Source organism: uncultured Sulfitobacter sp. (assembly GCF_947500075.1).
In the GTDB taxonomy this organism is placed as follows: domain Bacteria; phylum Pseudomonadota; class Alphaproteobacteria; order Rhodobacterales; family Rhodobacteraceae; genus Sulfitobacter.
Genome location: NZ_CANMQS010000008.1, coordinates 1 through 24994 on the forward strand (window position 1 = coordinate 1; position 24994 = coordinate 24994).

Genomic DNA, 24994 nt, shown 5'->3' on the forward strand with positions numbered 1-24994 from the left:
CTTTGGTCGCTTGTTGGCCATGTGTCTCCTCCGTTTTCCTAAACATAGCGGAGGACCAATTCAGTGGGGGAGGATCACCCCACCATCAGTACTGGACATCGTGATACTGGGCTTTGGCTCCAGACATCGAAAAAATCGTAGATACCGTAAGCGAGACGTCGTGGAATTCTTAGCTTTCCGGGAATTACAAAGACTGCACCCTGACCCAACACAACGATCAAACATTGAGGGTAATCCGTTACAACCAACTCACTGGCGACAACGGGAGATGCGGATCGCTGAGCTAGTTTGGTTGCGCACTTTTGAAGTAGGAAGGGAAGTTCGTCATTTCCTTAGAAAGACCGGGTAGCATCGCTTCGCTCTTCCCATAGATATCTGCGGAACCACCGGATGACCGCCCGGTGATGTAGAGCTTTGCGGCATCCGACATGCCCGACCCAGTTGCTCGATCTTCAAAGAGGTGTCTCCAGCCGTGAGTTGGGCGAAGGAGAGGGCGATCAAGACCTAGGGGACCTCTAACCCAATCACTGACATTATTGGCGGCACGTTTCGAGAAAAGCCTACGTTCAGATTCCTCGGCCTCTGAGACTGCAAATGACAGAAACCCTTCGTGAATGAGGTCGTCATGGATCGGAACTGTTCTCTCGCTGAAGCGGTTTTTGAGTTTTCGCCCACCCATAGTGGTGAGACGCATGAACCAAATACCCGAAACCTGAAAGAACGAGGATGGTGACAGTTGAGCTATCTCGTTCACTCTTGCGCCTGAGTATGCACAGACCCACGAAATCCAACGCAAATCTGCCTTCTCTTCCCTACGTGCCGCCTTAAGGACCAACTCAGCCTCGGACAGCTTGAAGGCCCTTTCACCTTCTGGAACGGGCTCGGCTTCGGGAACTTCTACGAGCGCAAGCGGATTTGATACTGGAAACAGGTCTCCGAGCTCTTGCCTTCGCGCCCAAGAGATAACCGTTCGCACGTTTTGTATGCGCTGGCCAATTGTGTTTGCTGCCAACTTACCCTCAGCGAGCATCTTTCGTTTCCATGCGTCGGCTTCCCGTGCAGTAACCGTTGATATTAGGTCACTTCCTCGGTGGGTTGAAAACTCTCTCACTGCTTTCTCGAACTTTTCAATCGTGCCAACGCGCGTCTCAGCAACGTGGGGAACTCCACGTCTTTCATCCACTTGCCGTCGAATGACCTCCCCAAAGGTAAGTTCTGAGATGCTGTTCTTCGATTTTGCTTCCGCCCGCTCCACACTGGCCCCTCGATAGGGTGGGTATTTGCTGGACTGACCAGTGTCGGAGTAGTCGCCACGAGCCTTCATTAGGTTGATCTCTGCCATGTTCGACATAGCATCTGCGACATGACTAAGAAGCTTGGTCCGCGACGCGGCGTCGACATTTCGATGCTCTGCCGTAAGGAACGCATCAACGACAGGCCCATACCGTTCTTCCAAAGCGTGTGCTCTGATTCTTTCGTCTGGGACACTCAGGGGAGACTTGCCCCCGTGAACGGCCTGCTTGTCCAGTTGCTGCACCCGCGTCCATCTATCGACTGGACCCGGATTGTTATCAAAGGCTTCAACCCAACGCGCACGTATTTCTCCTGCGATTGCCAGCGAGGTCTTGTGATCCAGCGGCTTTGGACCAGTACGCACAGCCTCATAGTGTTGTTGAAGGGCAGCGAGGACCGCGATCAATCTAGCCTTGGCCTCAACCGCATCTTTCGTCTGTAAAGATGTCTCGAAATGATCACGAAGAGTAACGGTTTTTTTCCGTGTCCCAATTGGAACGGACAACGAAGTTCCTCTCAGCCGCTCAACTAGATCGGCGGGAACACGCACACGGACATGAAAAGTACTCCCGCGCTTGACTGGCTTCGGCATTGATAACCCCATTGTGTAGCACCTCTGTGTAACAGTTGGTGCGCTACGTACTCTATAAATTACAAGAGCTTACCTATACCAATGAGATAGTATGGTGGGTGATAAGAGATTTGAACTCCTGACATCTTCGATGTGAACGAAGCGCTCTACCACTGAGCTAATCACCCGTGCCGTTCGATTTAGCCAATAGGCGCCATACCTGCAAGAGGGCGGCGGCAAAAAAGCGTGGCCTGCCGGACATGGTCCTCAATGCGCCTTGGACTGCCTGATCTTGGCTGTAAAAACACGCGCGTTGGGCATGTCCTTCTCGCGCCGCACCTTGAGTTTGCCCAGCGGCGGCAGAACCAACTCGCGCTTTTCCGCAAGCGCGTCGCCGAGTGCCGCGAGCGTCGCTTCGACAACGGGTTTTGCATCCTTTTTCTTGATGCCCGACCGCGCGACAACGTCGTCGATCAGTTCTTTCTTGCGCAGTTCGGGCCCAAGGATCACTGACTTGGGCGCGTCGACCACGGCGGGCTGTGCCGACGGGGCGGGTTTTGGGGCACTGCCTGTTACCGGGCTGACTGGCGCAATCTTGGGCGCGGGTTTGGCGGCGACGGTCTTTGCTTTGGGTGCGCTGGACCGGGGCGCTGCCTTTGGGGCCGCGGCCGCTTTTGGTTTTTTGCTGGCGGTGGTGCTCATCTTAACCCTCACTGGTTTTTGTTATGGTTTTGCCAAACCCTACCGCAGAACCGGGTAAAACGCCAGTTCAGGGAGTGGCATTTCACAGATCACACCGACGCAACAGCATCGGTTTGACCACAACCTGTTGTGGGTACATAAAAAAAGCCCCCGACATACCGGGGGCTTTTCCATTTTAGACCTCTGGGCAGATCAATGCGCTGTTGCGGCGTCCCCTGCCCCGGATTTCGCGGCAAGTGTGGCTGCCGCCGCTGCATCTTCCGCTTCCTGATCCCATTCGATGGCTTCGGGAACTGCGGTCAATGCCTGCTCCAGCACTTCGGACACATGGCTGACGGGGATGATGGTCAGCCCCTCTTTCACGTTGTCCGGAATCTCCGGCAGGTCTTTTTCGTTGTCCTGCGGGATCAGCACCGTGGTGATGCCACCGCGCAGAGCGGCGAGCAGCTTTTCCTTCAAGCCACCGATGGGCATGGCGTTGCCGCGCAGGCTGACTTCACCGGTCATCGCGATGTCCTTGCGCACCGGGATCTGTGTCAACACTGACACGATAGAAGTCACCATCGCCAGACCAGCGGAGGGGCCATCCTTGGGCGTTGCGCCATCGGGCACGTGCACGTGGATGTCCAGCGCATCGAACTTCGGCGGCTTCACCCCGATCTTGGGCGAGATGGAGCGCACATAGGAGCTGGCCGCGTCGATGCTTTCCTTCATCACATCGCCGAGCTTGCCGGTGGTCTTCATCCGGCCTTTGCCCGGCAGGCGCAGCGCTTCGATCTGAAGCAGCTCCCCCCCGACGGAAGTATAGGCAAGGCCCGTGACCACGCCGATCTGATCTTCTTTTTCGGCCAGACCGTAGCGGTGTTTGCGCACGCCCAGGAAATCATCAAGGTTGTCACCGTCAACGGTCACGCTGTCGGCTTCTTTCTTAATGATCTTGGTCAGCGACTTCCGCGCCACTTTGGCGATCTCACGCTCCAGGTTCCGCACGCCCGCCTCACGGGTGTAGTACCGGATCATGCCGGTAAGCGCGCTGTCCTCGATCTCGAACTCCTTGGCCTTGAGGCCATGGTTCTTGATCTGCTTGGGCACCAGGTGCTGCTTGGCGATCTCGCGCTTTTCATCCTCGGTATAGCCCGCCAGCGGAATGATCTCCATCCGGTCGAGCAATGGCCCCGGCATGTTGTAGCTGTTGGACGTGGTCAGGAACATCACGTTCGACAGGTCGTATTCGACCTCCAGATAGTGATCCACGAAAGTGGAGTTCTGTTCCGGATCAAGCACTTCGAGCATGGCAGACGCCGGATCGCCCCGGAAATCCTGCCCCATCTTGTCAATCTCATCCAACAAAATCAGCGGATTTGTTGTCTTCGCCTTTTTCAGCGCCTGAATGATCTTGCCGGGCATGGAGCCGATGTAGGTCCGGCGGTGGCCGCGGATCTCAGATTCGTCACGCACGCCGCCAAGGGAGATGCGGATGAATTCACGCCCCGTTGCCTTGGCCACGGATTTGCCAAGCGAGGTTTTACCCACGCCGGGAGGGCCCACAAGACACATGATCGGGCCTTTGAGCTTGGAGGAGCGTTGTTGCACCGCGAGGTATTCGACGATGCGTTCTTTCACCTTTTCAAGACCGTAGTGGTCGTTATCAAGGATCTCCTGCGCCTTGCCGAGGTTCTTTTTCACGCGGGATTTCTTGCCCCACGGGATCGACAGCATCCAGTCAAGATAGTTGCGCACCACGGTTGCTTCGGCGGACATCGGGCTCATGTTCTTGAGCTTTTTCAGTTCCGCATCCGCCTTTTCGCGGGCTTCCTTGCTCAGCTTGGTTTCGGCGATTTTCTCTTCAAGTTCAGCAACTTCGTTCTTGCCGTCCTCGCCATCGCCCAGCTCCTGCTGGATCGCTTTCATCTGTTCGTTGAGGTAATACTCGCGCTGGGTCCGCTCCATCTGGGACTTCACGCGGGTTTTGATCTTTTTCTCAACCTGCAAGACAGACATTTCGCCCTGCATCAGGCCGTAGACTTTTTCCAGCCGCTCAGACACGGACAGCGTTTCCAGAAGGTCCTGCTTCTGGTCCACTTCAATGCCAAGGTGACCGGCAACGAGGTCCGCCAGACGCGCGGGCTCAGAGGTTTCACCCACGGCTGCAAGCGCCTCATCCGGCACGTTTTTCTTGACTTTGGCATAGCGTTCGAACTCATCCGCGACGGAGCGCAGCAGCGCTTCGGTCGTGGCGGCGTCACCGGGCATTTCGGTGAGATACTCCGCGCGCGCTTCAAAGAAATTGTCGTTCTCAAGATAGTCGGTGATGCGCACCCGCGCCTGCCCTTCGACAAGGACTTTTACAGTGCCATCGGGCAGTTTCAGCAGTTGCAGCACATTGGCCAGCACGCCGGCCTTGAAGATGCCATCGGAAGTGGGATCGTCTTCACCGGGGTCGACCTGGCTGGACAACAGGATCTGTTTGTCATCCGCCATCACCTCTTCCAAGGCGCGGACCGACTTTTCGCGTCCCACAAACAGCGGCACAATCATATGGGGGAAGACCACGATATCGCGCAGAGGCAATACAGGGTAGGACGCGTTCAAAGGCTCTAACATGCTCTTTTCCTTATATTTAGCAAGACGATGGGGCCCCTTGAGCAGGCAACCGCCGACGTCTCCTGTTTGGGGGATATGGCACCCACCCCCGCCTGTTTCAATGCCCTTCACGGGCTGTTGTGCGCATCATCGGCTAAGGTCGGGCCGCTTGCAACCCATCGTCTTGTCTAGGTTTATGCGAAATTGACGCAGCTTTGAGGGCCAGACAGATACTCCGGAAGTCTACGTCTGGCCACCTAAAGCGGATCAATATCGCCCTGCGCGCGGGTGGCGTGGAAATCGGCCTGCCAGGCAGCAAAGGTGCCTGCGGCGATTGCATCACGCATACCCGCCATAATGTCCTGATAGTATTGAAGGTTATGCCATGTCAGCAGCATCGAGCTGATGATCTCCTGACTTCGGAACACATGGTGCAGATAGGCGCGGGAATAGTTGCGACAGGCGGGACAGGTACAGTTTTCATCCAGCGGGCGCGGGTCATCCATGTGCCGCGCGTTTTTGATGTTCAGAACGCCTAAACGTGTAAACACCTGCCCCGTCCGGCCAGAGCGGGACGGCAGCACGCAATCCATCATGTCGATGCCCCGCGCCACGGCGCCCACGATGTCATCCGGTTTGCCCACGCCCATCAGGTAGCGCGGCTTGTCTGTGGGCAGTTGCTCTGGCGCGTAATCCAGACAGCCGAACATTGCCGCCTGCCCTTCGCCCACGGCGAGGCCCCCCACCGCATAGCCGTCAAACTCGATCTCCCGCAGCGCCTCCGCCGATGCCCGGCGCAGGTCTTCCTCCAGCCCGCCTTGCTGAATGCCGAAAAGTGCATGGCCGGGGCGGTCGCCAAACGCCTGTTTGGAACGCGCAGCCCACCGCATGGACAATTCCATGCTGTTGGCAATCCGGTCCCGGTCCGCAGGCAGCGCGGGGCATTCGTCGAAACACATCACGATGTCAGAGCCCAGAAGCGCCTGAATTTCCATGGATCTTTCGGGGGTGATTTCGTGTTTGGACCCATCAATGTGGCTTTTGAAGGTGACCCCCCGCTCGGTCAGCTTGCGCAGATCGGCAAGGCTCATCACCTGAAAGCCGCCTGAATCCGTGAGGATCGGCTTGTCCCAGTTCATGAATTTGTGCAGCCCCCCCAGCCAGTCGATCCGTTCGGCCGTGGGGCGCAGCATCAGATGATAGGTGTTGCCCAGTAGGATGTCCGCACCGGTGGAAGCCACACTATCCGGCATCATCGCCTTGACCGTCGCCGCGGTGCCCACAGGCATGAAAGCAGGCGTGCGGATGTCGCCACGGGTCGTGTGGATCACCCCGGCGCGGGCGCGGCCATCGGTGGCGTTCAGATCAAAGGAAATGCGGGTCATACCGTGCTCTTTCTTGGTTGGATGCGGGCCTAGCCCATGCACTCAGAACTTGCAATTGGGCAGTTTTCTCACCAAATGGGAGGGCAAAGCCTCACCAAATGGGAGGGCAAAGCGCCAATAGATTTAGGGACTTATTTGTGAGCATCGAAGAACTTATCCTCGGCATCCTGCAAGACAACGTCGCCTTTCTGCTGTTGGCGGCTCTCGTTGTGGTGGTCATTGTCAAAGCGGTAAAAATCGTGCCGCAATCCGAACAACACGTGATTGAGCGGTTTGGCCGCCTGCGGTCGGTGCTTGGGCCGGGGATCAACATGATCGTGCCGTTCATCGACCGGGTGGCGCATAAGATCTCCATCCTGGAGCGCCAGCTGCCCACCGCCAGTCAGGACGCGATCACCCGCGACAACGTGTTGGTGCAGGTCGACACCTCCGTCTTCTACCGCATCACGGAGCCGGAAAAGACCGTCTACCGCATCCGCGATGTGGATTCAGCGATTGCCACCACAGTCGCCGGCATCGTGCGGGCGGAAATCGGCAAGATGGATCTGGATGAGGTACAGGCGAACCGGTCTTCCCTGATCATGACCATCAAGACCACGGTTGAGGATGCCGTGGATAGTTGGGGCATCGAAGTAACCCGCGCGGAAATCCTCGATGTGAACCTTGATGCCGCAACCCGTGCGGCGATGATGCAGCAGCTCAACGCCGAACGCGCACGCCGCGCGCAGGTGACGGAGGCCGAAGGCTCCAAACGCGCGGTCGAACTTGCGGCGGATGCGGAACTTTATGCGTCAGAGCAAGCCGCCAAGGCGCGCCGGGTGCTGGCCGAAGCCGAAGCCTATGCCACGCAGGTCGTCGCGGTCGCCATCGACGAAAACGGGCTGGAAGCGGCGCAATACCAGATCGCCCTGAAACAGGTCGAGGCGCTGAGCGCGATGGGTGCAGGCAACGGCAATCAGACCGTTGTGGTGCCCGCGCAGGTGCTTGATGCTTTTGGCGATGCCTTCAAGCTGCTGCGGGGACGTGAGTGATGGCGGATTATCTTTCCCTTTGGTGGATGTGGATCTGCATCGCGCTGGTGGTTGGCTTGATTGAATTGCTTGCGCCCGGTTTCATCTTCCTCGGGTTCGCCCTGGGTGCGCTGGTCATGGCTGCGGTGGTTTTTGTTGTGCCGGGTCTGTCGGTGCCGGTCATGCTGGCGCTTTTTGCGATCCTGTCGCTGATTGCATGGATTGTGCTGCGGCAGGTGTTCAGACGTCAGTCGTCCGGCGCGCGTATCGTCACCCGCGACATCAACGAAAACTGACGCCCGACCCATTGCTTGAGGTCACCTGCCCCGCCTGCTACCCCAAGGTCCTGAACAACGGGAGCAGGCCATGGAAGAACTGACATTCGGATGGGAAGAATGGATTGCCCTGCCCGACCTGGGGCTGCCTGCACTCAAAGCCAAGGTGGACACAGGTGCCCGCACCTCTGCCCTGCATGCACATGACATCGAAATCTTCGGCCCCGCCGCCAAACCCAAGGTGCGCTTCAACGTGCATCCGATTGCGGGCCGCGAAGACATTTCCATCACCTGCTCGGCGCCGCTGGTGGACCGGCGCGAGGTCACCTCGTCCAACGGTGAAAGCGAACAACGTTTTGTGATTTCCACCCTGCTGGACGTGGGCGGGCAAAGCTGGCCCATCGAAGTCACCCTCACCAACCGCGCAGGCATGAACAGCCGGATGCTGCTGGGCCGTCAGGCGCTGGGGGATCACATCACCATCTCCGCCACTGAACGCAAAATGCAGCCTGAACTGAGCTATGACGTCTACCACACGGCTTCCCTGCGCCGCGCTGCCCCACAGCGCGCCCTGCGCATCGCCGTGCTCAGCCGCGAAGACAACTATTCTACCCGCCGCCTTGTCGAAGTGGGCGAAGACCGTGGCCACACCGTCGAAGTCATCGACACCACCCGCTGCTACATGGCAATCAACACCATGGCCCCCGAAGTGCACTACGACGGCAAACGCCTGCCCCGCTATGACGCGGTGATCCCCCGCATCGGCGCGTCGGTCACGCCCTACGGCTGTGCGGTGATCCGCCAGTTTGAAACCATCGGCACCTATTGCGTGAACGGCTCTGCCGGTATCCTCGCCAGCCGCGACAAACTGCACGCCCATCAGGTGCTGGCGGGCAAGCGCATCGGCATGCCCACCACGGCCTTTGCAGCCTCCCCCAAAGACACGTCAAACCTGATGGCGCTTGTGGGCACCGCCCCGCTGATTGTGAAACTGCTGGAATCCACCCAAGGCAAAGGCGTGGTGCTGGCCGAAACCAAAAAGGCCGCCGAATCCGTGATCGACGCCTTCCGGGGCCTCAAAGCAAACTTTCTGGTGCAGGATTTCGTCAAGGAAGCCGCAGGCGAAGACATCCGCTGTCTGGTGGTCGCAGGCAAGGTTGTCGCCGCGATGAAACGCACCGGGGCCGATGGTGATTTCCGCTCCAACCTGCACCGGGGCGGGTCGGCCAAAGTCGTGCGCATCACCAAAGAGGAACGCGACACCGCCGTCCGCGCCGCCCGCGCCTTTGGCTTGGGCAAGGCTGGCGTGGATTTGCTGCGTTCGGAAACCGGCCCCAAAGTGCTCGAGGTCAACTCCTCTCCCGGTTTCGAGGGCATCGAAACCGCCACAGGCAAGGATATCGTCGGCAAGATCTATGATCAGATCGAAGCGCGGGTAAAACCCCAGCCCCTGCGCAAACGCAAAAGCTGACCCCTCCCCTCAACCTTGCCCTCCCACCCGTCTTCCAAATGGGTCAAAAAACCTGGGGCGTTTGAGGGGGCCAACAGTGATGCGCCATTGGTTCAAGCACAAGGGCGGCGCCCCTCATTCAAAAATAAAATCGCGTCGCGCTTCAGCGCGTCCTCCAGATCAACCTCAACCGGGCCGCCCATAGGGACACGATAGGCCCAACGTCTCCTCCAGCTTCGCCCAGGTCGCCTCCTCAAACGCCTCCGGCCAGACCACCTCGCGACGCGCAGCCAAAACCCGCGCCCGTGGCAGATACGCCGCCGCATAAGCCAGATGCCCGGCAATCATCGCCTCCCGCTCCGCCACGGGTGGCGGCATCGACACCATCAGCGCCTTCTGTTCCGCCGTGATCAACCGGTTGAGATGCAACACACCGCCCCGATGCGGTGCCGCCGTTTCCTCAATCAGCAGATCCACCAGCAGGTTGCGCAGATGAAAGACCCCCAGCACGCCGTTGATATACTCCTCCCGGCCCACGGCCAGATGCAGCAGACCCAGAATTCTGATGAACTCTTCAATCTGGTAGCGCAGCTTGCGGGGCGCCGGCCCGGCGGCGGCAGCCTGCGCAGTCAATCCCTGATAGAGCCCATCGGGGTCAAACACCGGTTTCAACCCGGCCTGCGTCTGCGCACCCATCTGATCCGGCTTGAGGATCACCACATCTGTCCGCGTCCAGTCCCGCGTGATGGCATTGATCAACACGGGCACCGTAGTCCGGTCCCACCACAGAACGATCTCTCCGGTCTGCGCCACTGCCTTGCGCCAGACCTCCGCCACCGCATCCGTCGCGCCCGCATCCGCCACCAGCACAAAATCAATGTCGCTATAGGCATCTGCCAGACCCGTGCCATAGCTCCCGCTCAGAAACAGCGCGCGGATCCCCGGCACATCCTTCACCGCCGCTGCAATCGTCTCAATCACCTGCCCGTGGTCCATTGGTCCGCCCTTCATCCGTTCCCCCTTTCAGGTAGTCTCCCGAACGCCCATCCGCAAACCCCGGCACAGGATCCACGTTGATTTCACCTGACCCTTTGCTACACTTCGCCGACCCCCACCCAGCAGGAGACGCCTCATGCACCGCTTCATCCTTTGTCTGACCGCCACTCTGGCACTGCCTACCGGAGCCTTCGCCAAATGCGCCACAGAGGCTGAAATCGCCGCCTTCGTGGCCGCAGCCAGCACCAACACCCCGGCCAAAGCACTGGCGGCAGGCGGCAGCATGGACGATGCCCTCTGCACCCAGGACAAACTGGTCGCCGCCATGGCCCCGACGATGGGCCGGGTGATCGGCTACAAGGCAGGCCTGACCAGCAAACCCGCGCAGGACCGCTTTGGGGTGAGCGAACCGGTGCAGGGCGTGCTCTATGAAAACATGATGGTGGAGGACGGCGCAACCGTGCCCGTCGCTTTCGGCGCCATCCCGATGGTGGAATCCGATCTGGTGCTGAAAGTCGGCAGCACCGACATCAACAGCGCCCAGACGCCGCTGGATGTGCTCTCGGCCATCAGCAGCGTGCATCCCTTCATCGAGCTTCCCGACATGACCCTTGCCAAAGGGGAGCCCATCAACGCCGTCACCCTCACAGCCATTGGCGTGGCCCCGAAACTGGGTGTGCTGGGCGCTGGCATCCCGGTCACCGATGCCGCTGCGATGACCGACGCCCTGAGCAGCATGTCCGTGACCCTGACCAATGGCGCGGGCGAGGACGTAACCACCGCCCCGGGCAAGGCAGTGCTGGGTCATCCGGCCAATGCGGTGCTCTGGCTTGTCAGCAAAGGCATCGCCCTTCAGGAAGGCGATCTGGTCTCCGTCGGCTCCTTCGGCCCCCTGACCCCTGCGGCAAAGATGAAAGGCGGCGCCAGCGTGACCTATCAGGGCCTGCCCGGTGACCCCACAGTTTCAGTAACATTCAGCGACTGACGCACCCAGAACAGATCGGGGGTTCTTGAGCATGCCCTATGGACGCTGCCGCCACAAATCCTATATAAACAGTCAGGAACCAGAACGAGAATGGCATGACCCAGCAAACACCCCCGATGGAAGGCGCGCCGCTGATCGCCCCTTCCTCCACCGATCATCCGCTTTACGAGCAGATCGTAGAGGCCTGCCGGTCTGTCTATGACCCTGAAATCCCTGTAAATATCTATGAACTGGGCCTGATCTACACGATCGACATCAACGCCGAGAACGCGGTCGACATCAAAATGTCCCTCACCGCCCCCGGCTGCCCGGTCGCAGGTGAAATGCCCGGCTGGGTCGCGGATGCGGTGGAACCGCTTCCGGGCGTCAAACAGGTCAACGTCGAACTGGTGTGGGAGCCGCCCTGGGGCATGGACATGATGTCCGACGAGGCCCGGCTTGAATTGGGGTTCATGTAAGCCCCCTCGCCGCGTCGCCCCAACGGCTCCAGGACAGCAGATCACACAGCGGCCTTTTCGATTTTGCCGCAGCTGAGGTTCTTGAGAAAATCCAGCCGACACACTATCTTGGCCGCAACAGGAGAACGCACCATGTTTGGCATTCCCGGCAAGCAAGCCGTCACGATCACCCCCAAAGCCGCCGCACAGATCAGCAAGCTGATGACGCAGGCGGGCCACGCAGGGCTGCGCATCGGCGTCAAGAAAGGCGGCTGCGCGGGCATGGAATACACCATGGATTACGTGGACGAAGCGGACCCCAACGACGAAACCGTCGAACAGGACGGCGCGCGGGTGATGATTGCCCCGATGGCGCAGATGTTCCTCTTCGGCACGGAAATCGACTATGAAACCTCCCTGCTGGAATCCGGCTTCCGCTTCAACAACCCCAATGTGACCGAAGCCTGCGGCTGCGGGGAATCGATCAAATTTGACGAGAGCCTCGCCGCCAAGTGAGCCTCGCCGCTGAAGACATCGCCTTTGCCCGCGATCTTTTCAGCGCCCTCCCGGATCTCAGCACCCGAAAGATGTTCGGCGGCCTCGGCCTCTATTCCGAAGGCGTGATTTTTGCTGTCATGCGCTCGGACGGGCAAATCCTGATCAAGGCGCAGCAAGGCCCCTTTGCCGATCACATGGCATCCATTGGCGCCGAAATCTGGTCCTACACCCGCAAAAACGGCACCCAAAGCGCGATGCCCTACTGGACCCTGCCCGACAGCGCGCTCGACGATCCTGAGGAAGCCCGCGATCTGGCGCGACAGGCCTTGAACGCACTGCGCTGACCGCCCCTTCCAAATGGGTCTAAAAACCTTGGGAGTATGAGGGCAAACAGCCCTCATCCCGCCGCCCTGCGTGGCGGCGGAACCTCTCAACACGAAAACCCTACTTCGTTATGATCTCCGGCCCCATCATCATCGTCGGCAACCATGTGCTGAGGAAGGGAATATAGGTCACCATAATCAGGAAGACGAAGAGCACCGCCAGAAACGGCAGCGCCGCGCGGACCACATTCATCATCGGCATATTCGCCACGCCCGACGTCACAAAGAGGTTCAGCCCCACCGGCGGGGTGATCATCCCGATCTCCATGTTCACCACCATGATGATGCCCAGATGAATGGGATCAATGCCCAGCTCAATCGCAATCGGGAACACCAGCGGTGCCACGATCACCAGCAAGCCGGACGGCTCCATGAACTGCCCGCCGATCAGCAGGATCACATTCACAATCACCAGGAACATGATCGGTCCAAAGCCCGCATCCAGCATCGCGGCAGAGATCTGCTGCGGGATCTGCTCGTCTGTCAGCACGTGTTTGAGGATCAGCGCATTGGCGATGATGAACATCAAGGTCACCGTCAGCTTGCCCGCTTCAAACAGCGTATCGCGCGTGTCGCGGTGGAAGAACACGGTCACAAGCGCCTTGGGTTTCTCCCACAGTGACAGATTGCGCCCCTCCGCCACATGCAGCGGTCCCATGTCGCGGTAGACAAAGGTGGCAATGAAAAAGGCATAGACAGCCGCCACCGCAGCGGCTTCCGTGGGCGTAAAGATACCGCCATAGATGCCGCCCAGAATGATCACGATCAGGAACAACCCCCAGCCCGCTTCGATGCCCGAGCGACGCACCTCGCCCCAGCCCAGCCAATCGCCCTTGGGCAGGTCACGCACCCGCGCGATGATATAGATCGTCACCATCAGCATGAGCCCCGCCAGCAGGCCCGGAATGACGCCCGCAAGGAACATCCGCCCCACTGACACATCCGTGGCAGAAGCATAGACCACCATCACAATCGACGGCGGGATCAGGATGCCCAAGGTGCCCGCCACAGCGATCACACCCGCCGCAAAATCCTTGGTATAGCCCACTTCCCGCATGCCCACGATCACGATGGACCCAATGGCCACCACCGTCGCGGGCGATGAGCCGCTCAACGCGGCGAAGAGCATACAGGCAAAGACCCCCGCAATCGCCAATCCGCCGGGCAAATGCCCGACAAGGGCGATGGAAAACCGGATGATCCTGCGCGCCACACCGCCCGTGGACATGAAACTCGACGCCAGAATGAAAAACGGGATCGCCAGCAGCGTATAATGCCCGGCCATCGCCTGAAAGAATGTCTGCGCGATCGACGCCAGCGAGGTATCCGACAGTGCCAGCAGAAAGATGATCGACGACAGGCCAAGGGAGATCGCAATCGGCACCCCGATCAGCATCAACCCCACCACCATGGAGAAAAGAACAACAACTTCCATGGCTTAGTTCCCCGCGTTCATATGTTTGACGTCTTCCACGGCATCTTCTGCCTCGTGGCTGACAATCAGGGTCTTCTGCCGCCCCTGCGCGACCTTCACAAAGGCCTGCACAAACCGCAGCAACAACAGCGCCGCGCCGAAGGGCAGCATCGCATAGGGAATGAAGCGCGGCAGTTTTTCATAGGCTTCCCCCTGGTTCATGATCGGCTCAATGAACCGCAGCCACTCGGGGATCGGCGTGTCGATCACCTCATACCAGGCCTGATCACGCGAATTTTCGAACCCCGTCGGGAACCAGCGGCCAGACGTCGCATCAAGTGCCGCAAACGGCGCCCAGTAATCCCATGCGCCCTTCAGGATCAGCAGCGCGTAGATCACGCAGACCGCACCGGCCAGCAGCGCCAGAACCTTACGCGGCCCTTCGGAAAACAGGTTGATCACTGCGTCCACCCCCAGATGCGCCGTCACCTTCACCGCATAGCTCATGCCGAACAGCACCAGCCAGGCGAACAGGAACGTCGTCATCTCCAGCCCCCAGATGATTCCGGTGTTGAACCCGTAGCGCAGCACCACGTTGATGAACGTGATGATCGTCATCAGACCCAGGATCAGGGCAATGGCCGTCTCCTCGATCTCGCTGACGATGCGGCCGATGCCGCTTTGGTGCTCCTCGTGGTGTGCCATGCGCGCCTCCCCCGACGTCAAAAGAAACCCCCGCCCCATTGTTGGGGCGAGGGCTGTTTTCATCAGCTACATCATGAAGATGAGTTGTTGATCGCCTGTGCGGCGTCGATGTTGTCCTGACCCACATCATCCAGGAACTGGTCCCAGACGGGTTTCATGACATCGACCCATTCCTGACGCTGCTCTGCTGTCAGTTGACGGACCACGCCGCCGGCATCGATGATTGCCTGTTTGGCCTCCGCGTTCACCTTGGTGGATTCGGAGTTCCGCGCCTCTGTCACCTCAGCCACGATTGTCAACAACTGGTCACGCACATCCGCGTCCAGCCCGTCCAGCCAGTCGGTGGAGGTCACCAGCATGTAATCGATGATGCCGTGGTTGGTTTCAGTCACGCCGTCCTGCACTTCAAAGAACTTGCGGCCATAGATGTTGGACCAAGTGTTCTCCTGCCCATCGACAACGCCGGTTTGCAACGCGCCGTACACCTCAGAGAACGCCATCGGCTGCGGAGAGCCGCCCATCGCGGCCATCTGCGCTTTCAGCACGTCAGAGTTCTGCACGCGGAACTTCAGGCCCGATGCGTCAGAGGGCGAGATCAGCGGCACATTGGCCGACATCTGCTTCATGCCATTGTGCCAGAATGCCAGACCCAGCAGGCCCCGGCGGGTCATGCTTTCCTTCATCGCCTGACCGGTTTCAGAGCTTTGGAAGGCATCCACAGCGTCGATGTCCTTGAACATGAACGGCAGATCGAAGATGCGGAACTGCTTGGTGAACTGCTCAAACTTCGACAGCGACGGGGCGGCCAGCTGCACGTCGCCCTGAAGCAAGGCTTCCAGCACCTGATCGTCGTTATAAAGCGTGGAGTTCGGGAACACTTCCATGCAGGCCTTGCCGTTCATCTCTTCGTTGACGCGGGTTTCCAACAGCGTCGCGGCAATGCCTTTGGGGTGTTTATCGGTGTTGGTCACATGGCTGAACTTGATGACAACTTCGCCGTCGTCACAAGCCGCAGCAACAGCGCCAGCGGATACGGTCAGGGCCAATGCGGCCGCAGTCAGAAATTTCATGAGGTCTCCTCCCAGAGATATGGAATCGTTGGCGGCATCACCCAAGATGCCTTGCACGCTATCAAACAGAAGCGGCGGCACTGTCACAAGAAGATGGAAGGATGAGAGCGCGCGAAGGATTTATGTGAATAGAAACAGATACGTACTGCCCAAAGCTCATGTGCGAAGATCCATGCCGTCCCCCTCACTGTGCGAAATTCCGCACAAGCCCCGCAGACGAATGTGCGAAATTCCGCACAAGACCTTCAGTCACCCAGCCGCGCAGATCAGCGCAGGCCCCGCGCGCAATCCGGCGCCATCCATCTTGAATTACCCTGCACCAGCCCCTCTACTGTGGACATGCAGAAACCTGACGTATCACACGCGCGGGAGGAGCTTATCCGTGGCGGAGGGTCGCTTTACCCGTTTCGCCATGGCTACGCCCGGCTTGCGCAACTGCTCGACACCCTGCCCCCTGATGCCTGGCGGCAGGACGAGGCAGTGCTGGGCGGGCTGGTTATGCACCTCCTCAAGCGCGGACAGGCATCGCGGGCGAAATCCTACCTCCAGGCCGTAAATCTGGCGTTTGAGAAGACCTACCAGTTTGAATTGCTCGACCTGCTGCTTGCCCTGCATCTGGGAGAACCGGTCAGTGACGAGAAACTCGGCTCCTGGCGGCGATTGGAACGGGAGTTGCCGATCTCGAACGCTCTGCTGCAAGGGCTGTATTACAACGCCATGATGGCGATGTTCGTGCGCCTGTTGCGGCTGGAGGATGCCCGCGTGGCCGGGCAACAGGCGATTTCCTGCTACCGCGAAGACGGTCATGCCTATCTGGAGCATTTCATCCACATCCATCTGGCCGATCTTGATGTCGTGGACGGGCGGCTCCGGCGCGCGGCACGCGGGTTGCGCACGGCGGAACGCTGCCTTGACGTGTCAGGCGCGCGATATGGAAACGAGGCGGAAGTGATCGAGGTCATCCGCCTTGCCATTGAGTATGAGCGCGGCAATCTCGAACGGGTCCGCCAGCGCGCGCCGCATCTGCGCAACAGCCTGCTGACCGGCGACAGTTGGTCTGAACTGTTCTACCAACTGGCCCGCATCGGTGTGATGAGCACCTATTTTCTGGAAGGACGACAAGCCGCGCAGAATGAGCTTGAGACCTATCAGGCCGATTATGCCCGCCGCCACAGCGGCGCGCCGCTGACCATCGATGTGCTGGAGGCGCAGGTGTCCCATCTTGAGTGGCACCCCAATGAGGCAGAACGGCAGTTGGAGGCGCTGAGCAATGCGCCGATCCAAAGTTCCGTGGGGCAGATCATCCGCGCGGAATTGCAGGCCGCATTGCGCCTGAACGAACCACCCCCGCCGACAACACCGCGCGGAGCCATTGTCGCGGCACTTCAGGATGCGCAGCGCGCGCGCGGCAAACTGCGACGTCAGTACATCGAACGCGCGATGCGGCTGGCGCTGGAAGAAAGGCAGATCGCGCCCTTTTACGAACACCGCGATGTGTTTCTGGGCGCAAGCGGGCATTTGACATCCGCCCAGTTCCTGCGCGGCAATGCTGCCCTGTCGCGTCTGGCCAAACAGATCGTGCGGTCGGTCGAGCAAAGCTATGTGGTGCCGGAGAAACTTCAGGCACTTGGCTTCAACAGCCGCCAGTACCGAGTCGCTGCCGCACTTCAATCGGGCTCATCCAATAAGCAAATCGCCCGACAACTGGGCACTTCGGAGGCAACGGTGAAGTATCACCTGACCTCTGTGTACCGATTGGCGGGCGTCACAAAGCGCAGCCATCTGATTGATTTAATGTCGAATATCGACCTATTTGCGATTTCCTAGACCTTTTACATTGATATTCGACCGATTTGAGGATGCCCGTCTCTGCATCCCTCGTCCAAGGTTCCTCTGGGGAAATCTTGATGTTCACATATCTTTTTAAACGCGCGTTTACGCTCCTTTTTGTCCTTTTGGGGCTGGCCGTTCTGATCTTCGTGATCGCACGGATCGTGCCCGGTGATCCGGCACGGATCGCGCTGGGGCCTTTGGCAACAGCAGAGCAGGTTACGAAGCTGCAAAACGAGATGGGGCTCAACGATCCCTATCCGGTGCAGCTCTGGACCTATCTGAGCGGGCTGGTGCAAGGCGATCTGGGCAAGTCACTTTTGACCTCGCGCCCGGTCATGGATGACATCATGGGCGCCCTGCCCGCCACGTTCGAACTGGTGCTGTTCACGGTGGTTCTGCAAATTCTGATCTCGATCCCGCTTGGCGTGATCGCGGCCATCTACCGCAATACCTGGATTGATAGCGTGCTGCGGGTGATTTCCCTTCTGGGTGTGGTGACGCCCGGCTTTGTTCTGGCGATTATCCTGCAACTGATCGCGGCACATTACCTCGGCTTTTTCCCCGTCACCGGCCGGATCGACCCCGGCATCGGCTTTTCCGCAGAAATCACGGGCCTGTTGACCATCGACGGGCTGATTGCGGGGCGGTTCGATGTGGTGATCGACGCGCTCAGGCATCTGTTTCTTCCGGCCATTGCCCTGGCCGCGGCGGGAATTGGACAGGTGATGCGCATCACCCGCACTGCGATGATTGAGGTTTCCTCCCGCGATTTTGTCGAAGCCTCCCGCGCCTATGGCATACCGGAGCGTGTGGTGACCTTCCGCTATATGTTGCGCGTCGCCTCTGTGGCGCCGCTGACCATTCTCGGGCTGGAATTCGCGTCGCTGATCGGCAACGCCTTTATTGTCGAATTCGTCTTCTCCTGGCCCGGCATTGCCAGCTATGGCGTGCGGACGATCCTGCAAAAGGACCTCAACGCGGTGATCGGGGTCGTTCTCGTCTCCGGTGTGTTCTTCGTCGTCGCAAATCTGGCCATCGACCTCTTGCTCGGCATCCTCGACCCTCGGCACCGGATCCGCGCGGGACGCGGGTCATGAGCGTGATGGACGATCCTGCCGCCCCCGCCCATGGGCTGAGCGCGCGCCAGATGGCGCTTTACCGGTTCCGCCGCAACCCGCTGGCGGTGATCGGCGCGCTGATCGTGATCAGCGTGATCCTTGCGGCGATATTCGCGCCATGGATCGCCCCATCGCCCGAAAGCGCGGGGTCCTTTGTTGATTTCCGCAACCGCCACAGCCCGCCCAACTGGCAGAACCTGATGGGCACCGACAATGTCGGGCGTGACGTATTCAGCCGCGTGATCTTTGGCTACCGGGTCTCGCTCGGGCTGGTTGTGTGGGTGCTGGGTGTCGCCGTGCCCTTCGGGATCGTGCTGGGCCTATGTGCGGGCTACTTTGGCGGGTGGACGGAAACCATCATCATGCGGTTCACCGACATCATGCTGGCGCTGCCGCCGCTGGCCATGGCGCTGGCGATCACTGCCGTTCTGTCCCCGAACCTGATCAACGCGATGATTGCGATCACCCTGCTGTGGTGGACATGGCACACCCGGCTGATCTACCGGATCGTGAAAGGCCAGATGAACGAGGATTATGTCGAAGCCGCCCGCGTGGCCGGGGCGTCGCACATGCACATCCTGTTTCGCGAATTGCTGCCCAACTGCTTTTCTGCCGTGGCGGTCAAAATCTCCCTTGATGCGGGGTTTGTGATCCTGTTCGGCGCGTCATTGTCATTCCTCGGACTGGGTGTGCAGCCCCCCACGCCGGACCTTGGCACCATGGTTGCCACCGGATCGGAATACCTGCCGGAGATGTGGTGGCAGGCGGTGATGCCGGGTCTTGCCATCCTCTACGCCATCCTTGGTTTCAACCTGCTGGGCGACGGGTTGCGCGACATGCTGGATGTCGAGCTGTGAGCCGGCTTTTGGATATCCGCGACCTGTGCATCGGGTTTGACGCCTACGGGCAACACCGGCGCGTGCTGCACAACGTCGACCTGCACGTCAACGAGGGGGAACGTGTCTCCCTAATCGGGCAGTCAGGGTCCGGCAAGACGGTGACCATGCGCACGATCATCGGCACGCTGCCCATGCCCCCCGGCAAGGTCGAACAGGGCAGTATCCATTACAATGGCCAGTCCCTGCTTGATCTGAACAAGCAGGACCGCAACCGGCTGAAGGGCACGGGCATCTCGATTGTGCTGCAAGACCCGATGCTGTCCTTCAACCCGGTGCTGACCATCGGGCGGCAGATGGACGATGTGATCCGCTACGGTGACATGCGTTTGGGGATCTCACGCGCACGTACAGAGCGTCGGGCCCATATGATCGAAACTCTGAAGAAGGTGCAGCTTACCGACGGTAACCGCGTTCTGGACAGCTACCCGATGATGCTGTCGGGCGGCATGCGCCAGCGCGTGTTGATCGGCATGGCCTTGCTGAACAAGCCCCGCCTGCTGATCGCGGATGAACCGGGCACGGCGCTTGATGTCACAACGCAGGACGAAATCCTCGCCCTGCTGAACCGTCTGGTTGCAGAGGAAGGGCTGTCGCTGCTGCTGATCACCCACAACCTGGGGGTTGTGCGTGAAATGGCTGACCGCGTCTATGTGATGGAGCGTGGCCATATCGTTGAAACCGGGACCCGCGATGAGATTTTTGACGCCCCCAAACACGCCTATACTCGTCAGTTGATGGCCGCCGTGCCGCCGCTCTATGGCGCTGGCGTCAAGACCACCCGGCATGAAGGCACGCATCCGATCATCAACGTCAATGCCGTCACCAAGACCTTCGAGACGCGCAGCGGCTGGCTCAACCGTGTGACCGGCAACTTCCGGGCGGTGTCGAACGTGTCGCTGACGGTGCAACAGGGTGACATCTTTGGCATCGCCGGCGAAAGCGGGTCCGGCAAGACAACACTGGCCAAGATCATCATGGGGCTGACAAAGCCCTCCCTGGGCGCCGTGCAGATCGACGGACGGCTTCTGGACGGGTTCGCGGGCACGCAGGATTTCCGCAAGCTGATCCAGATCGTCTACCAGAACCCCGGATCATCGCTGAACCCACGGCGGACGGTGGGCGATCAACTGGCCGTGCCGCTCAAGTTCACGGGGTTTGACAAGACCGCAACCAAGCGCCGCATCTCCGAACTGCTTGATCTGGTGGAACTGCCGCAGAACTACGCCGCCATGTATCCGCATGAGCTGTCAGGCGGGCAAAAGCAGCGCGTCGCCATTGCGCGTGCGCTGTCGGTGAACCCCAAGATCCTCGTGCTGGATGAACCGACCTCAGCCCTGGATGTGCTGGTGCAATCCACGGTGATCGACCTTCTGCATGACCTGCGCCGCGAGTTTGACCTCACCTATGTGTTCATCAGCCATGACCTCAGCCTGATGCGCAACTTCTGCAACCGCGTTGCGGTCATGCTGCGTGGCGAAGTCGTGGAAACCGGCCCCGTGGCCGAGATTTTCGACACACCCCAGCACCCCTATACCCGCGCCCTGCTGTCGGCGATCCCCGTGATCTCTCCCGAAGAAGACGCGCGCAAACCCAAAGTAAGCAAGGAGGAGCGGGCCGCCGTGCTCGCCACCTCAACAGAATTGGAGGACACCTAGATGTTTCGAATTGGCGTCGATGTAGGCGGTACGAATACGGATGCCGTCGTGATGCACGGGGGCAAGATCCTCTCCGGTGTCAAATCCCCAACAACCGAGGATGTGATGAGCGGTGTGGTGGACGCGGTCGAACGCGCAATCAGTGATGCCGGGATTGAGAAGTCCGGGGTCACGGCGGTGATGATCGGCACGACCCATTTCACCAATGCGGTGGTCGAACGCCGTCATATCGCCCGCACCGCCGCCGTCCGCCTGTGCCTGCCTGCGGCGCAATGTCTGCCGCCGATGGTCGACTGGCCGGATGACATGCGCGACGCCGTGGGCGGCCATTCGTGGATGGCGAAAGGCGGCAACGAATTCGACGGGCGCGTGATTTCAAACCTCGACATGGCTGAGTTGGACACCATTGCCGCAGAGATCGGTGACGCCGGGATCGACACAATTGCCATCACTTCCGTCTTCTCCCCCGTCAGTGATGAGATGGAACGCGCTGCCATGGCGCAGCTTGCCAAACGCCTGCCCGACGCGAGTTTCACCCTGTCGAGCGAAATTGGCCGTCTGGGCATCCTTGAGCGTGAGAATGCCGCGATCATGAACGCCTCGCTCAGAGCGCTGTCCGAACGCACAGTCGATGCCTTTGGGCGCGCGCTGGAGAAAGTCGGCGTGACCTGTCCCTACTTCATCACCCAGAACGACGGCACGTTGATGAACCGCGACTTTGTGCAGTCCTACCCGGTGCTGACCTTCGCCTCCGGCCCGACCAATTCCATGCGCGGGGCGGCGTTTCTGTCGGGCAAGACGGACGCGATTGTGGTGGATGTGGGTGGCACCACGACGGATGTCGGCGCGCTGGTCAAAGGATTTCCGCGCCCGGCCAGCACAACGGTTGATGTCGGCGGGGTACGCACGAATTTCCGGATGCCGGATGTCTTCGCCATCGGTCTTGGCGGCGGCACGATTGTGAGTGGTGAAGGAGCGGACCTGAAGGTGGGGCCGCAGTCTGTCGGCTACAAGCTGACGCAGGAGGCACTTATCTTTGGCGGTAACACGCTGACCACCTCGGATATCGCTGTGGGGCTTGATCTTGCGGAATTCGGTGACCCATCGAAGCTCTCCGGTCTCTCACCCGACCACATGCAAGCCGTGAAGGCACATACCGATACCATGCTGCTGAATGCGGTCGAACGGATGCGCGTCTTTCCCGATCCGATCCCGGTGCTGGCAGTTGGCGGCGGGTCGATCCTTGTGCCGGAGCAAGTCGGCGATTTGCCTGTGATCCGGCCCGAACACTTCTCAGTGGCCAATGCGGTGGGGGCGGCCATCGGTCAGATTTCCGGTGAGGTGGACCGCATCTTCTCTCTTGAAGCCAAATCGCGCGAAGAGGCGTTGCAGGAAGCCCGAAAGGAAGCAACCGACAAGGCCATCGCCGCCGGTGCCAGGCCTGAGAGCATTGAGCTGCTGGATCAGGAGGACGTGCCGCTGGCCTATCTGCCCGGCAATGCAACACGCATCCGTCTCAAGGTCGTGGGTGACATGAATGACTGAGCCGTTGAGAGAAGTCACAGATGCAGATCTGGACGCGATAGAGATCGGGGCCGCCATCCTTGGCACGGGCGGCGGCGGCAATCCGTACATCGGCAAGCTGCGCTGCCGTGAGGAACTCAAAAAAGGCAACCGCATCCCGGTCATCCCGCTGGATGAACTGCCTGATGATGCGCTGGTTGTGTCGCTGGGCGGCATTGGCGCGCCGGTGGTCGGTGTCGAAAAGATCGAGGAAGGCGAAGAATGCCTGCGGGCCCTGCGCGCGGTGGAACGTGAAGTGGGCAAACCCATCGACGCCCTGATCTCGGTCGAGATTGGCGGGGCCAATTCGATGGAGCCGATGCTGACCGCGGCACAGGCCGGATTGCCCGTTGTTGACGGGGATGGCATGGGCCGGGCCTTCCCCGAGATGCAGATGTGCACCTGGTCGATCTATGGCCATCGCGAGGCGCCGGCGGCCATGGCGGATGAAAAAGGCTCCATCGTGGTGATCCGCGACACGCCGGACGACATCTGGCTGGAACGCATTGCGCGGTCGGTTGTGGTGACCATGGGGGCCGCCGCAGGTCTCGCCACTCAGCCGATGCGCGGTGATTTTGTGAAACGCGCGGCCATTCCGGGCACCATCACACAGGCCCTGAACCTTGGCCGTGCGGTGCTGAACGCGCATCAGACCAACGCCGATCCGGTGCAGACCGTGATCAATCAGGAACGCGGCAAACTGCTGATGACCGCCAAGATCGTCGATCTGGAGCGGCATCTCAAAGGCGGGTTTGCCGTGGGGCATCTGGCGCTGGAAGGGTTTGGCGATTTTGCGGGGGATACCGGAAAGATCGACTTGCAGAACGAGTTTCTGGTCTTTCGCCGCAACGGCGCTGTTGAGGTCTGCACACCCGATCTGGTTGTCGTGCTCGACAGTGACACAGGCCTGCCGATCACGACCGAAATGCTGCGCTATGGCCAACGGATCGCGGTGCTGGGCCTGCCCGCCCATGCGCTCATGCGCTCCCCCGAGGCGCTCGCGGTCGTGGGCCCTGCGGCCTTTGGATACCACGACATCACTTTCACCCCGATGGAGACGTCATGATGGAAAAGATCAAGGAGATCACGCGCGCAGATATGGCTGATGTTGCCCTTGGCGGTGCCTTCCTTGGCACCGGGGGCGGCGGTGACCCCTATATCGGCAAGCTGATGGCCGAACAGGCCATTGACGAAAACGGCCCTGTTGCGGTGGTCGACGTGGATGCGCTGGATGATGACGCGCTGATCGTACCCGTCGCCATGATGGGCGCGCCCACAGTCATGCTGGAAAAGCTCCCCCGTGGGGATGAGGCGATATCGGCGCTGCGCTCTCTCGAAGCGGTGCTGGGCCGCAAGGCGGATGCCATTTTCTGCATCGAAGCGGGTGGGTTGAATTCGACCATCCCCATTGCAGTTGCCGCATCAGCGCGCCTGCCCATCGTGGACGGGGACGGCATGGGACGCGCCTTTCCCGAGTTGCAAATGGTGTCGATGACCATGTTTGACGTCCATGCCTGCCCCATGGCCATGGCGGACGAAAAGGGCAATGCGCTGGTCCTGAACACGGTCGACAACCTGTCGACCGAGAAATTCGCCCGCGTCATCACCGTTGAAATGGGCGGTGCCGGGCTGATTGCGCTCTACCCGATGACCGGCGCGCAGGCGAAACGCGCGATATTGCGCGATTCCCTGTCGCTGATCACCAACATCGGGCGGATCATCACCGCAGAGCAGACCGCCAACCGCAACCCTGCCGACAGGCTGGCTGCTGACTTGGGCGGCATGCGCCTGTTCGAAGGGCGCGTCACGGATGTGGACAGGCGCACCGAAGGTGGCTTTGCGCGGGGGCAGGCGATCATCGAAGGGCTGGAGGCCTATCAGGGCCGCAGCCTGACACTGAAATTCCAGAACGAGTTCCTGCTGGCAGAGGAAAACGGCACCCCCGCCGCGATCACGCCTGATCTGATCTGCCTGCTTGATCTGGAAACCGGGCAACCGATCACCACAGAACAGATGGCCTATGGCTACCGCGTGATTGTGTTTGGCCTGCCCAGCGATCCGAAATGGCGTTCGGATCACGGGCTGGAATTGGTCGGACCAAAGTACTTTGGCTACGACATTCCCTATCATCCCATCGAAGAAATCAACGCAAAAAACTGACAGAATGGA

Annotated in this window: 22 protein-coding genes and 1 tRNA gene; 14 read left to right on the top strand and 9 right to left on the bottom strand. The window is 59.9% G+C overall.

Going from position 1 to position 24994, the window contains the following annotated elements; genetic code table 11:
* Positions 1-283 precede the first annotated feature (283 nt).
* The 5 genes from Q1A91_RS20160 to tgt form a co-directional block, all read right to left on the bottom strand.
* The gene (locus Q1A91_RS20160) at positions 284-1885 is read right to left on the bottom strand and encodes a DUF6538 domain-containing protein (RefSeq protein ID WP_299881962.1); all 1602 of its coding nucleotides are present in this window, start codon (positions 1883-1885) and stop codon (positions 284-286) included.
* A gap of 92 nt (positions 1886-1977) precedes the next feature.
* Positions 1978-2052, bottom strand: a tRNA-Val gene (locus tag Q1A91_RS20165).
* A gap of 79 nt (positions 2053-2131) precedes the next feature.
* On the bottom strand, positions 2132-2566 hold the full coding sequence (locus tag Q1A91_RS20170; RefSeq protein ID WP_299881964.1) for an HU family DNA-binding protein: 435 nt from the start codon (positions 2564-2566) through the stop codon (positions 2132-2134).
* Positions 2567-2758: 192 nt separating this feature from the next.
* Positions 2759-5170 carry an endopeptidase La gene (gene lon / locus Q1A91_RS20175; RefSeq protein WP_299881966.1) on the bottom strand — a complete coding sequence of 804 codons (2412 nt, stop codon included), beginning with the start codon at positions 5168-5170 and terminating at the stop codon, positions 2759-2761.
* A gap of 236 nt (positions 5171-5406) precedes the next feature.
* The gene (tgt, locus tag Q1A91_RS20180; protein WP_299881968.1) at positions 5407-6534 is read right to left on the bottom strand and encodes a tRNA guanosine(34) transglycosylase Tgt; all 1128 of its coding nucleotides are present in this window, start codon (positions 6532-6534) and stop codon (positions 5407-5409) included.
* 137 nt (positions 6535-6671) lie between these two features.
* Here tgt and Q1A91_RS20185 point away from each other — a divergent pair, with 137 nt between their 5' ends.
* The 3 genes from Q1A91_RS20185 to rimK all read left to right on the top strand — a co-directional run bounded on the left by Q1A91_RS20185 (position 6672) and on the right by rimK (position 9290).
* A complete protein-coding gene (locus tag Q1A91_RS20185; protein WP_299881970.1) occupies positions 6672-7565 on the top strand; it encodes an SPFH domain-containing protein in 894 nt (297 codons plus the stop codon).
* Positions 7565-7840 (top strand): hypothetical protein, encoded by a 276-nt coding sequence (locus Q1A91_RS20190; protein ID WP_299881972.1) that lies wholly within the window; start codon positions 7565-7567, stop codon positions 7838-7840. Before Q1A91_RS20185 ends, Q1A91_RS20190 begins: the two co-directional genes overlap by 1 nt.
* A 70-nt stretch (positions 7841-7910) precedes the next feature.
* Entirely contained in the window at positions 7911-9290 is a 1380-nt protein-coding gene (rimK, locus tag Q1A91_RS20195) for a 30S ribosomal protein S6--L-glutamate ligase (protein ID WP_299881974.1), read from the top strand.
* A 165-nt stretch (positions 9291-9455) separates the two neighbouring features.
* Here the strand turns inward: rimK and Q1A91_RS20200 are convergent, their stop codons facing one another.
* Entirely contained in the window at positions 9456-10280 is an 825-nt protein-coding gene (locus tag Q1A91_RS20200; protein WP_299881976.1) for a nucleotidyltransferase domain-containing protein, read from the bottom strand.
* Between the two features lie 121 nt (positions 10281-10401).
* Here Q1A91_RS20200 and Q1A91_RS20205 point away from each other — a divergent pair, with 121 nt between their 5' ends.
* The 4 genes from Q1A91_RS20205 (at position 10402) to Q1A91_RS20220 (ending at position 12529) form a co-directional block, all read left to right on the top strand.
* Positions 10402-11250, top strand: a complete 849-nt coding sequence (locus Q1A91_RS20205; RefSeq protein WP_299881978.1) for a hydratase — start codon at positions 10402-10404, stop codon at positions 11248-11250.
* A gap of 95 nt (positions 11251-11345) precedes the next feature.
* Positions 11346-11708, top strand: coding sequence for an SUF system Fe-S cluster assembly protein (locus Q1A91_RS20210; RefSeq protein ID WP_299881980.1), 363 nt, complete (start codon positions 11346-11348; stop codon positions 11706-11708).
* A gap of 132 nt (positions 11709-11840) precedes the next feature.
* Entirely contained in the window at positions 11841-12203 is a 363-nt protein-coding gene (locus Q1A91_RS20215; protein ID WP_299881982.1) for an iron-sulfur cluster assembly accessory protein, read from the top strand.
* Positions 12200-12529 (top strand): TfoX/Sxy family protein, encoded by a 330-nt coding sequence (locus Q1A91_RS20220; protein WP_299881984.1) that lies wholly within the window; start codon positions 12200-12202, stop codon positions 12527-12529. Before Q1A91_RS20215 ends, Q1A91_RS20220 begins: the two co-directional genes overlap by 4 nt.
* 100 nt (positions 12530-12629) lie before the next feature.
* Here the strand turns inward: Q1A91_RS20220 and Q1A91_RS20225 are convergent, their stop codons facing one another.
* The 3 genes from Q1A91_RS20225 to Q1A91_RS20235 form a co-directional block, all read right to left on the bottom strand.
* Positions 12630-14003, bottom strand: coding sequence for a TRAP transporter large permease (locus Q1A91_RS20225; RefSeq protein WP_299881986.1), 1374 nt, complete (start codon positions 14001-14003; stop codon positions 12630-12632).
* Between the two features lie 3 nt (positions 14004-14006).
* Entirely contained in the window at positions 14007-14687 is a 681-nt protein-coding gene (locus Q1A91_RS20230) for a TRAP transporter small permease (RefSeq protein ID WP_299881988.1), read from the bottom strand.
* A 71-nt stretch (positions 14688-14758) separates the two neighbouring features.
* Entirely contained in the window at positions 14759-15757 is a 999-nt protein-coding gene (locus Q1A91_RS20235) for a DctP family TRAP transporter solute-binding subunit (RefSeq protein WP_299881990.1), read from the bottom strand.
* A gap of 339 nt (positions 15758-16096) precedes the next feature.
* Between Q1A91_RS20235 and Q1A91_RS20240 the strand changes: the two genes are divergently transcribed.
* The 7 genes from Q1A91_RS20240 (at position 16097) to Q1A91_RS20270 (ending at position 24985) form a co-directional block, all read left to right on the top strand.
* A complete protein-coding gene (locus tag Q1A91_RS20240; protein ID WP_299881993.1) occupies positions 16097-17584 on the top strand; it encodes a LuxR family transcriptional regulator in 1488 nt (495 codons plus the stop codon).
* Between the two features lie 80 nt (positions 17585-17664).
* Positions 17665-18687 (top strand): ABC transporter permease, encoded by a 1023-nt coding sequence (locus tag Q1A91_RS20245; RefSeq protein ID WP_299881995.1) that lies wholly within the window; start codon positions 17665-17667, stop codon positions 18685-18687.
* Positions 18684-19565 (top strand): ABC transporter permease, encoded by an 882-nt coding sequence (locus Q1A91_RS20250; RefSeq protein ID WP_299881997.1) that lies wholly within the window; start codon positions 18684-18686, stop codon positions 19563-19565. Before Q1A91_RS20245 ends, Q1A91_RS20250 begins: the two co-directional genes overlap by 4 nt.
* Positions 19562-21262 (top strand): ABC transporter ATP-binding protein, encoded by a 1701-nt coding sequence (locus Q1A91_RS20255; protein WP_299881999.1) that lies wholly within the window; start codon positions 19562-19564, stop codon positions 21260-21262. The genes Q1A91_RS20250 and Q1A91_RS20255 overlap by 4 nt, the downstream gene beginning before the upstream one ends.
* The gene (locus tag Q1A91_RS20260; RefSeq protein WP_299882001.1) at positions 21263-22807 is read left to right on the top strand and encodes a hydantoinase/oxoprolinase family protein; all 1545 of its coding nucleotides are present in this window, start codon (positions 21263-21265) and stop codon (positions 22805-22807) included.
* A complete protein-coding gene (locus tag Q1A91_RS20265) occupies positions 22800-23891 on the top strand; it encodes a DUF917 domain-containing protein (protein ID WP_299882003.1) in 1092 nt (363 codons plus the stop codon). The genes Q1A91_RS20260 and Q1A91_RS20265 overlap by 8 nt, the downstream gene beginning before the upstream one ends.
* The gene (locus Q1A91_RS20270; RefSeq protein ID WP_299882005.1) at positions 23891-24985 is read left to right on the top strand and encodes a DUF917 domain-containing protein; all 1095 of its coding nucleotides are present in this window, start codon (positions 23891-23893) and stop codon (positions 24983-24985) included. Before Q1A91_RS20265 ends, Q1A91_RS20270 begins: the two co-directional genes overlap by 1 nt.
* Positions 24986-24994 lie beyond the last annotated feature (9 nt).

Coding starts and splice junctions, on each gene's coding strand:
- Q1A91_RS20160 (WP_299881962.1), bottom strand. CDS start 1,885: ATGCCGAAGCCAGTCAAGCGCGGGAGTACTTTTCATGTCCGTGTGCGT.
- Q1A91_RS20170 (WP_299881964.1), bottom strand. CDS start 2,566: ATGAGCACCACCGCCAGCAAAAAACCAAAAGCGGCCGCGGCCCCAAAG.
- lon (WP_299881966.1), bottom strand. CDS start 5,170: ATGTTAGAGCCTTTGAACGCGTCCTACCCTGTATTGCCTCTGCGCGAT.
- tgt (WP_299881968.1), bottom strand. CDS start 6,534: ATGACCCGCATTTCCTTTGATCTGAACGCCACCGATGGCCGCGCCCGC.
- Q1A91_RS20190 (WP_299881972.1), top strand. CDS start 7,565: ATGGCGGATTATCTTTCCCTTTGGTGGATGTGGATCTGCATCGCGCTG.
- rimK (WP_299881974.1), top strand. CDS start 7,911: ATGGAAGAACTGACATTCGGATGGGAAGAATGGATTGCCCTGCCCGAC.
- Q1A91_RS20200 (WP_299881976.1), bottom strand. CDS start 10,280: ATGAAGGGCGGACCAATGGACCACGGGCAGGTGATTGAGACGATTGCA.
- Q1A91_RS20205 (WP_299881978.1), top strand. CDS start 10,402: ATGCACCGCTTCATCCTTTGTCTGACCGCCACTCTGGCACTGCCTACC.
- Q1A91_RS20210 (WP_299881980.1), top strand. CDS start 11,346: ATGACCCAGCAAACACCCCCGATGGAAGGCGCGCCGCTGATCGCCCCT.
- Q1A91_RS20215 (WP_299881982.1), top strand. CDS start 11,841: ATGTTTGGCATTCCCGGCAAGCAAGCCGTCACGATCACCCCCAAAGCC.
- Q1A91_RS20225 (WP_299881986.1), bottom strand. CDS start 14,003: ATGGAAGTTGTTGTTCTTTTCTCCATGGTGGTGGGGTTGATGCTGATC.
- Q1A91_RS20230 (WP_299881988.1), bottom strand. CDS start 14,687: ATGGCACACCACGAGGAGCACCAAAGCGGCATCGGCCGCATCGTCAGC.
- Q1A91_RS20235 (WP_299881990.1), bottom strand. CDS start 15,757: ATGAAATTTCTGACTGCGGCCGCATTGGCCCTGACCGTATCCGCTGGC.
- Q1A91_RS20240 (WP_299881993.1), top strand. CDS start 16,097: ATGCAGAAACCTGACGTATCACACGCGCGGGAGGAGCTTATCCGTGGC.
- Q1A91_RS20245 (WP_299881995.1), top strand. CDS start 17,665: ATGTTCACATATCTTTTTAAACGCGCGTTTACGCTCCTTTTTGTCCTT.
- Q1A91_RS20250 (WP_299881997.1), top strand. CDS start 18,684: ATGAGCGTGATGGACGATCCTGCCGCCCCCGCCCATGGGCTGAGCGCG.
- Q1A91_RS20260 (WP_299882001.1), top strand. CDS start 21,263: ATGTTTCGAATTGGCGTCGATGTAGGCGGTACGAATACGGATGCCGTC.
- Q1A91_RS20265 (WP_299882003.1), top strand. CDS start 22,800: ATGACTGAGCCGTTGAGAGAAGTCACAGATGCAGATCTGGACGCGATA.
- Q1A91_RS20270 (WP_299882005.1), top strand. CDS start 23,891: ATGGAAAAGATCAAGGAGATCACGCGCGCAGATATGGCTGATGTTGCC.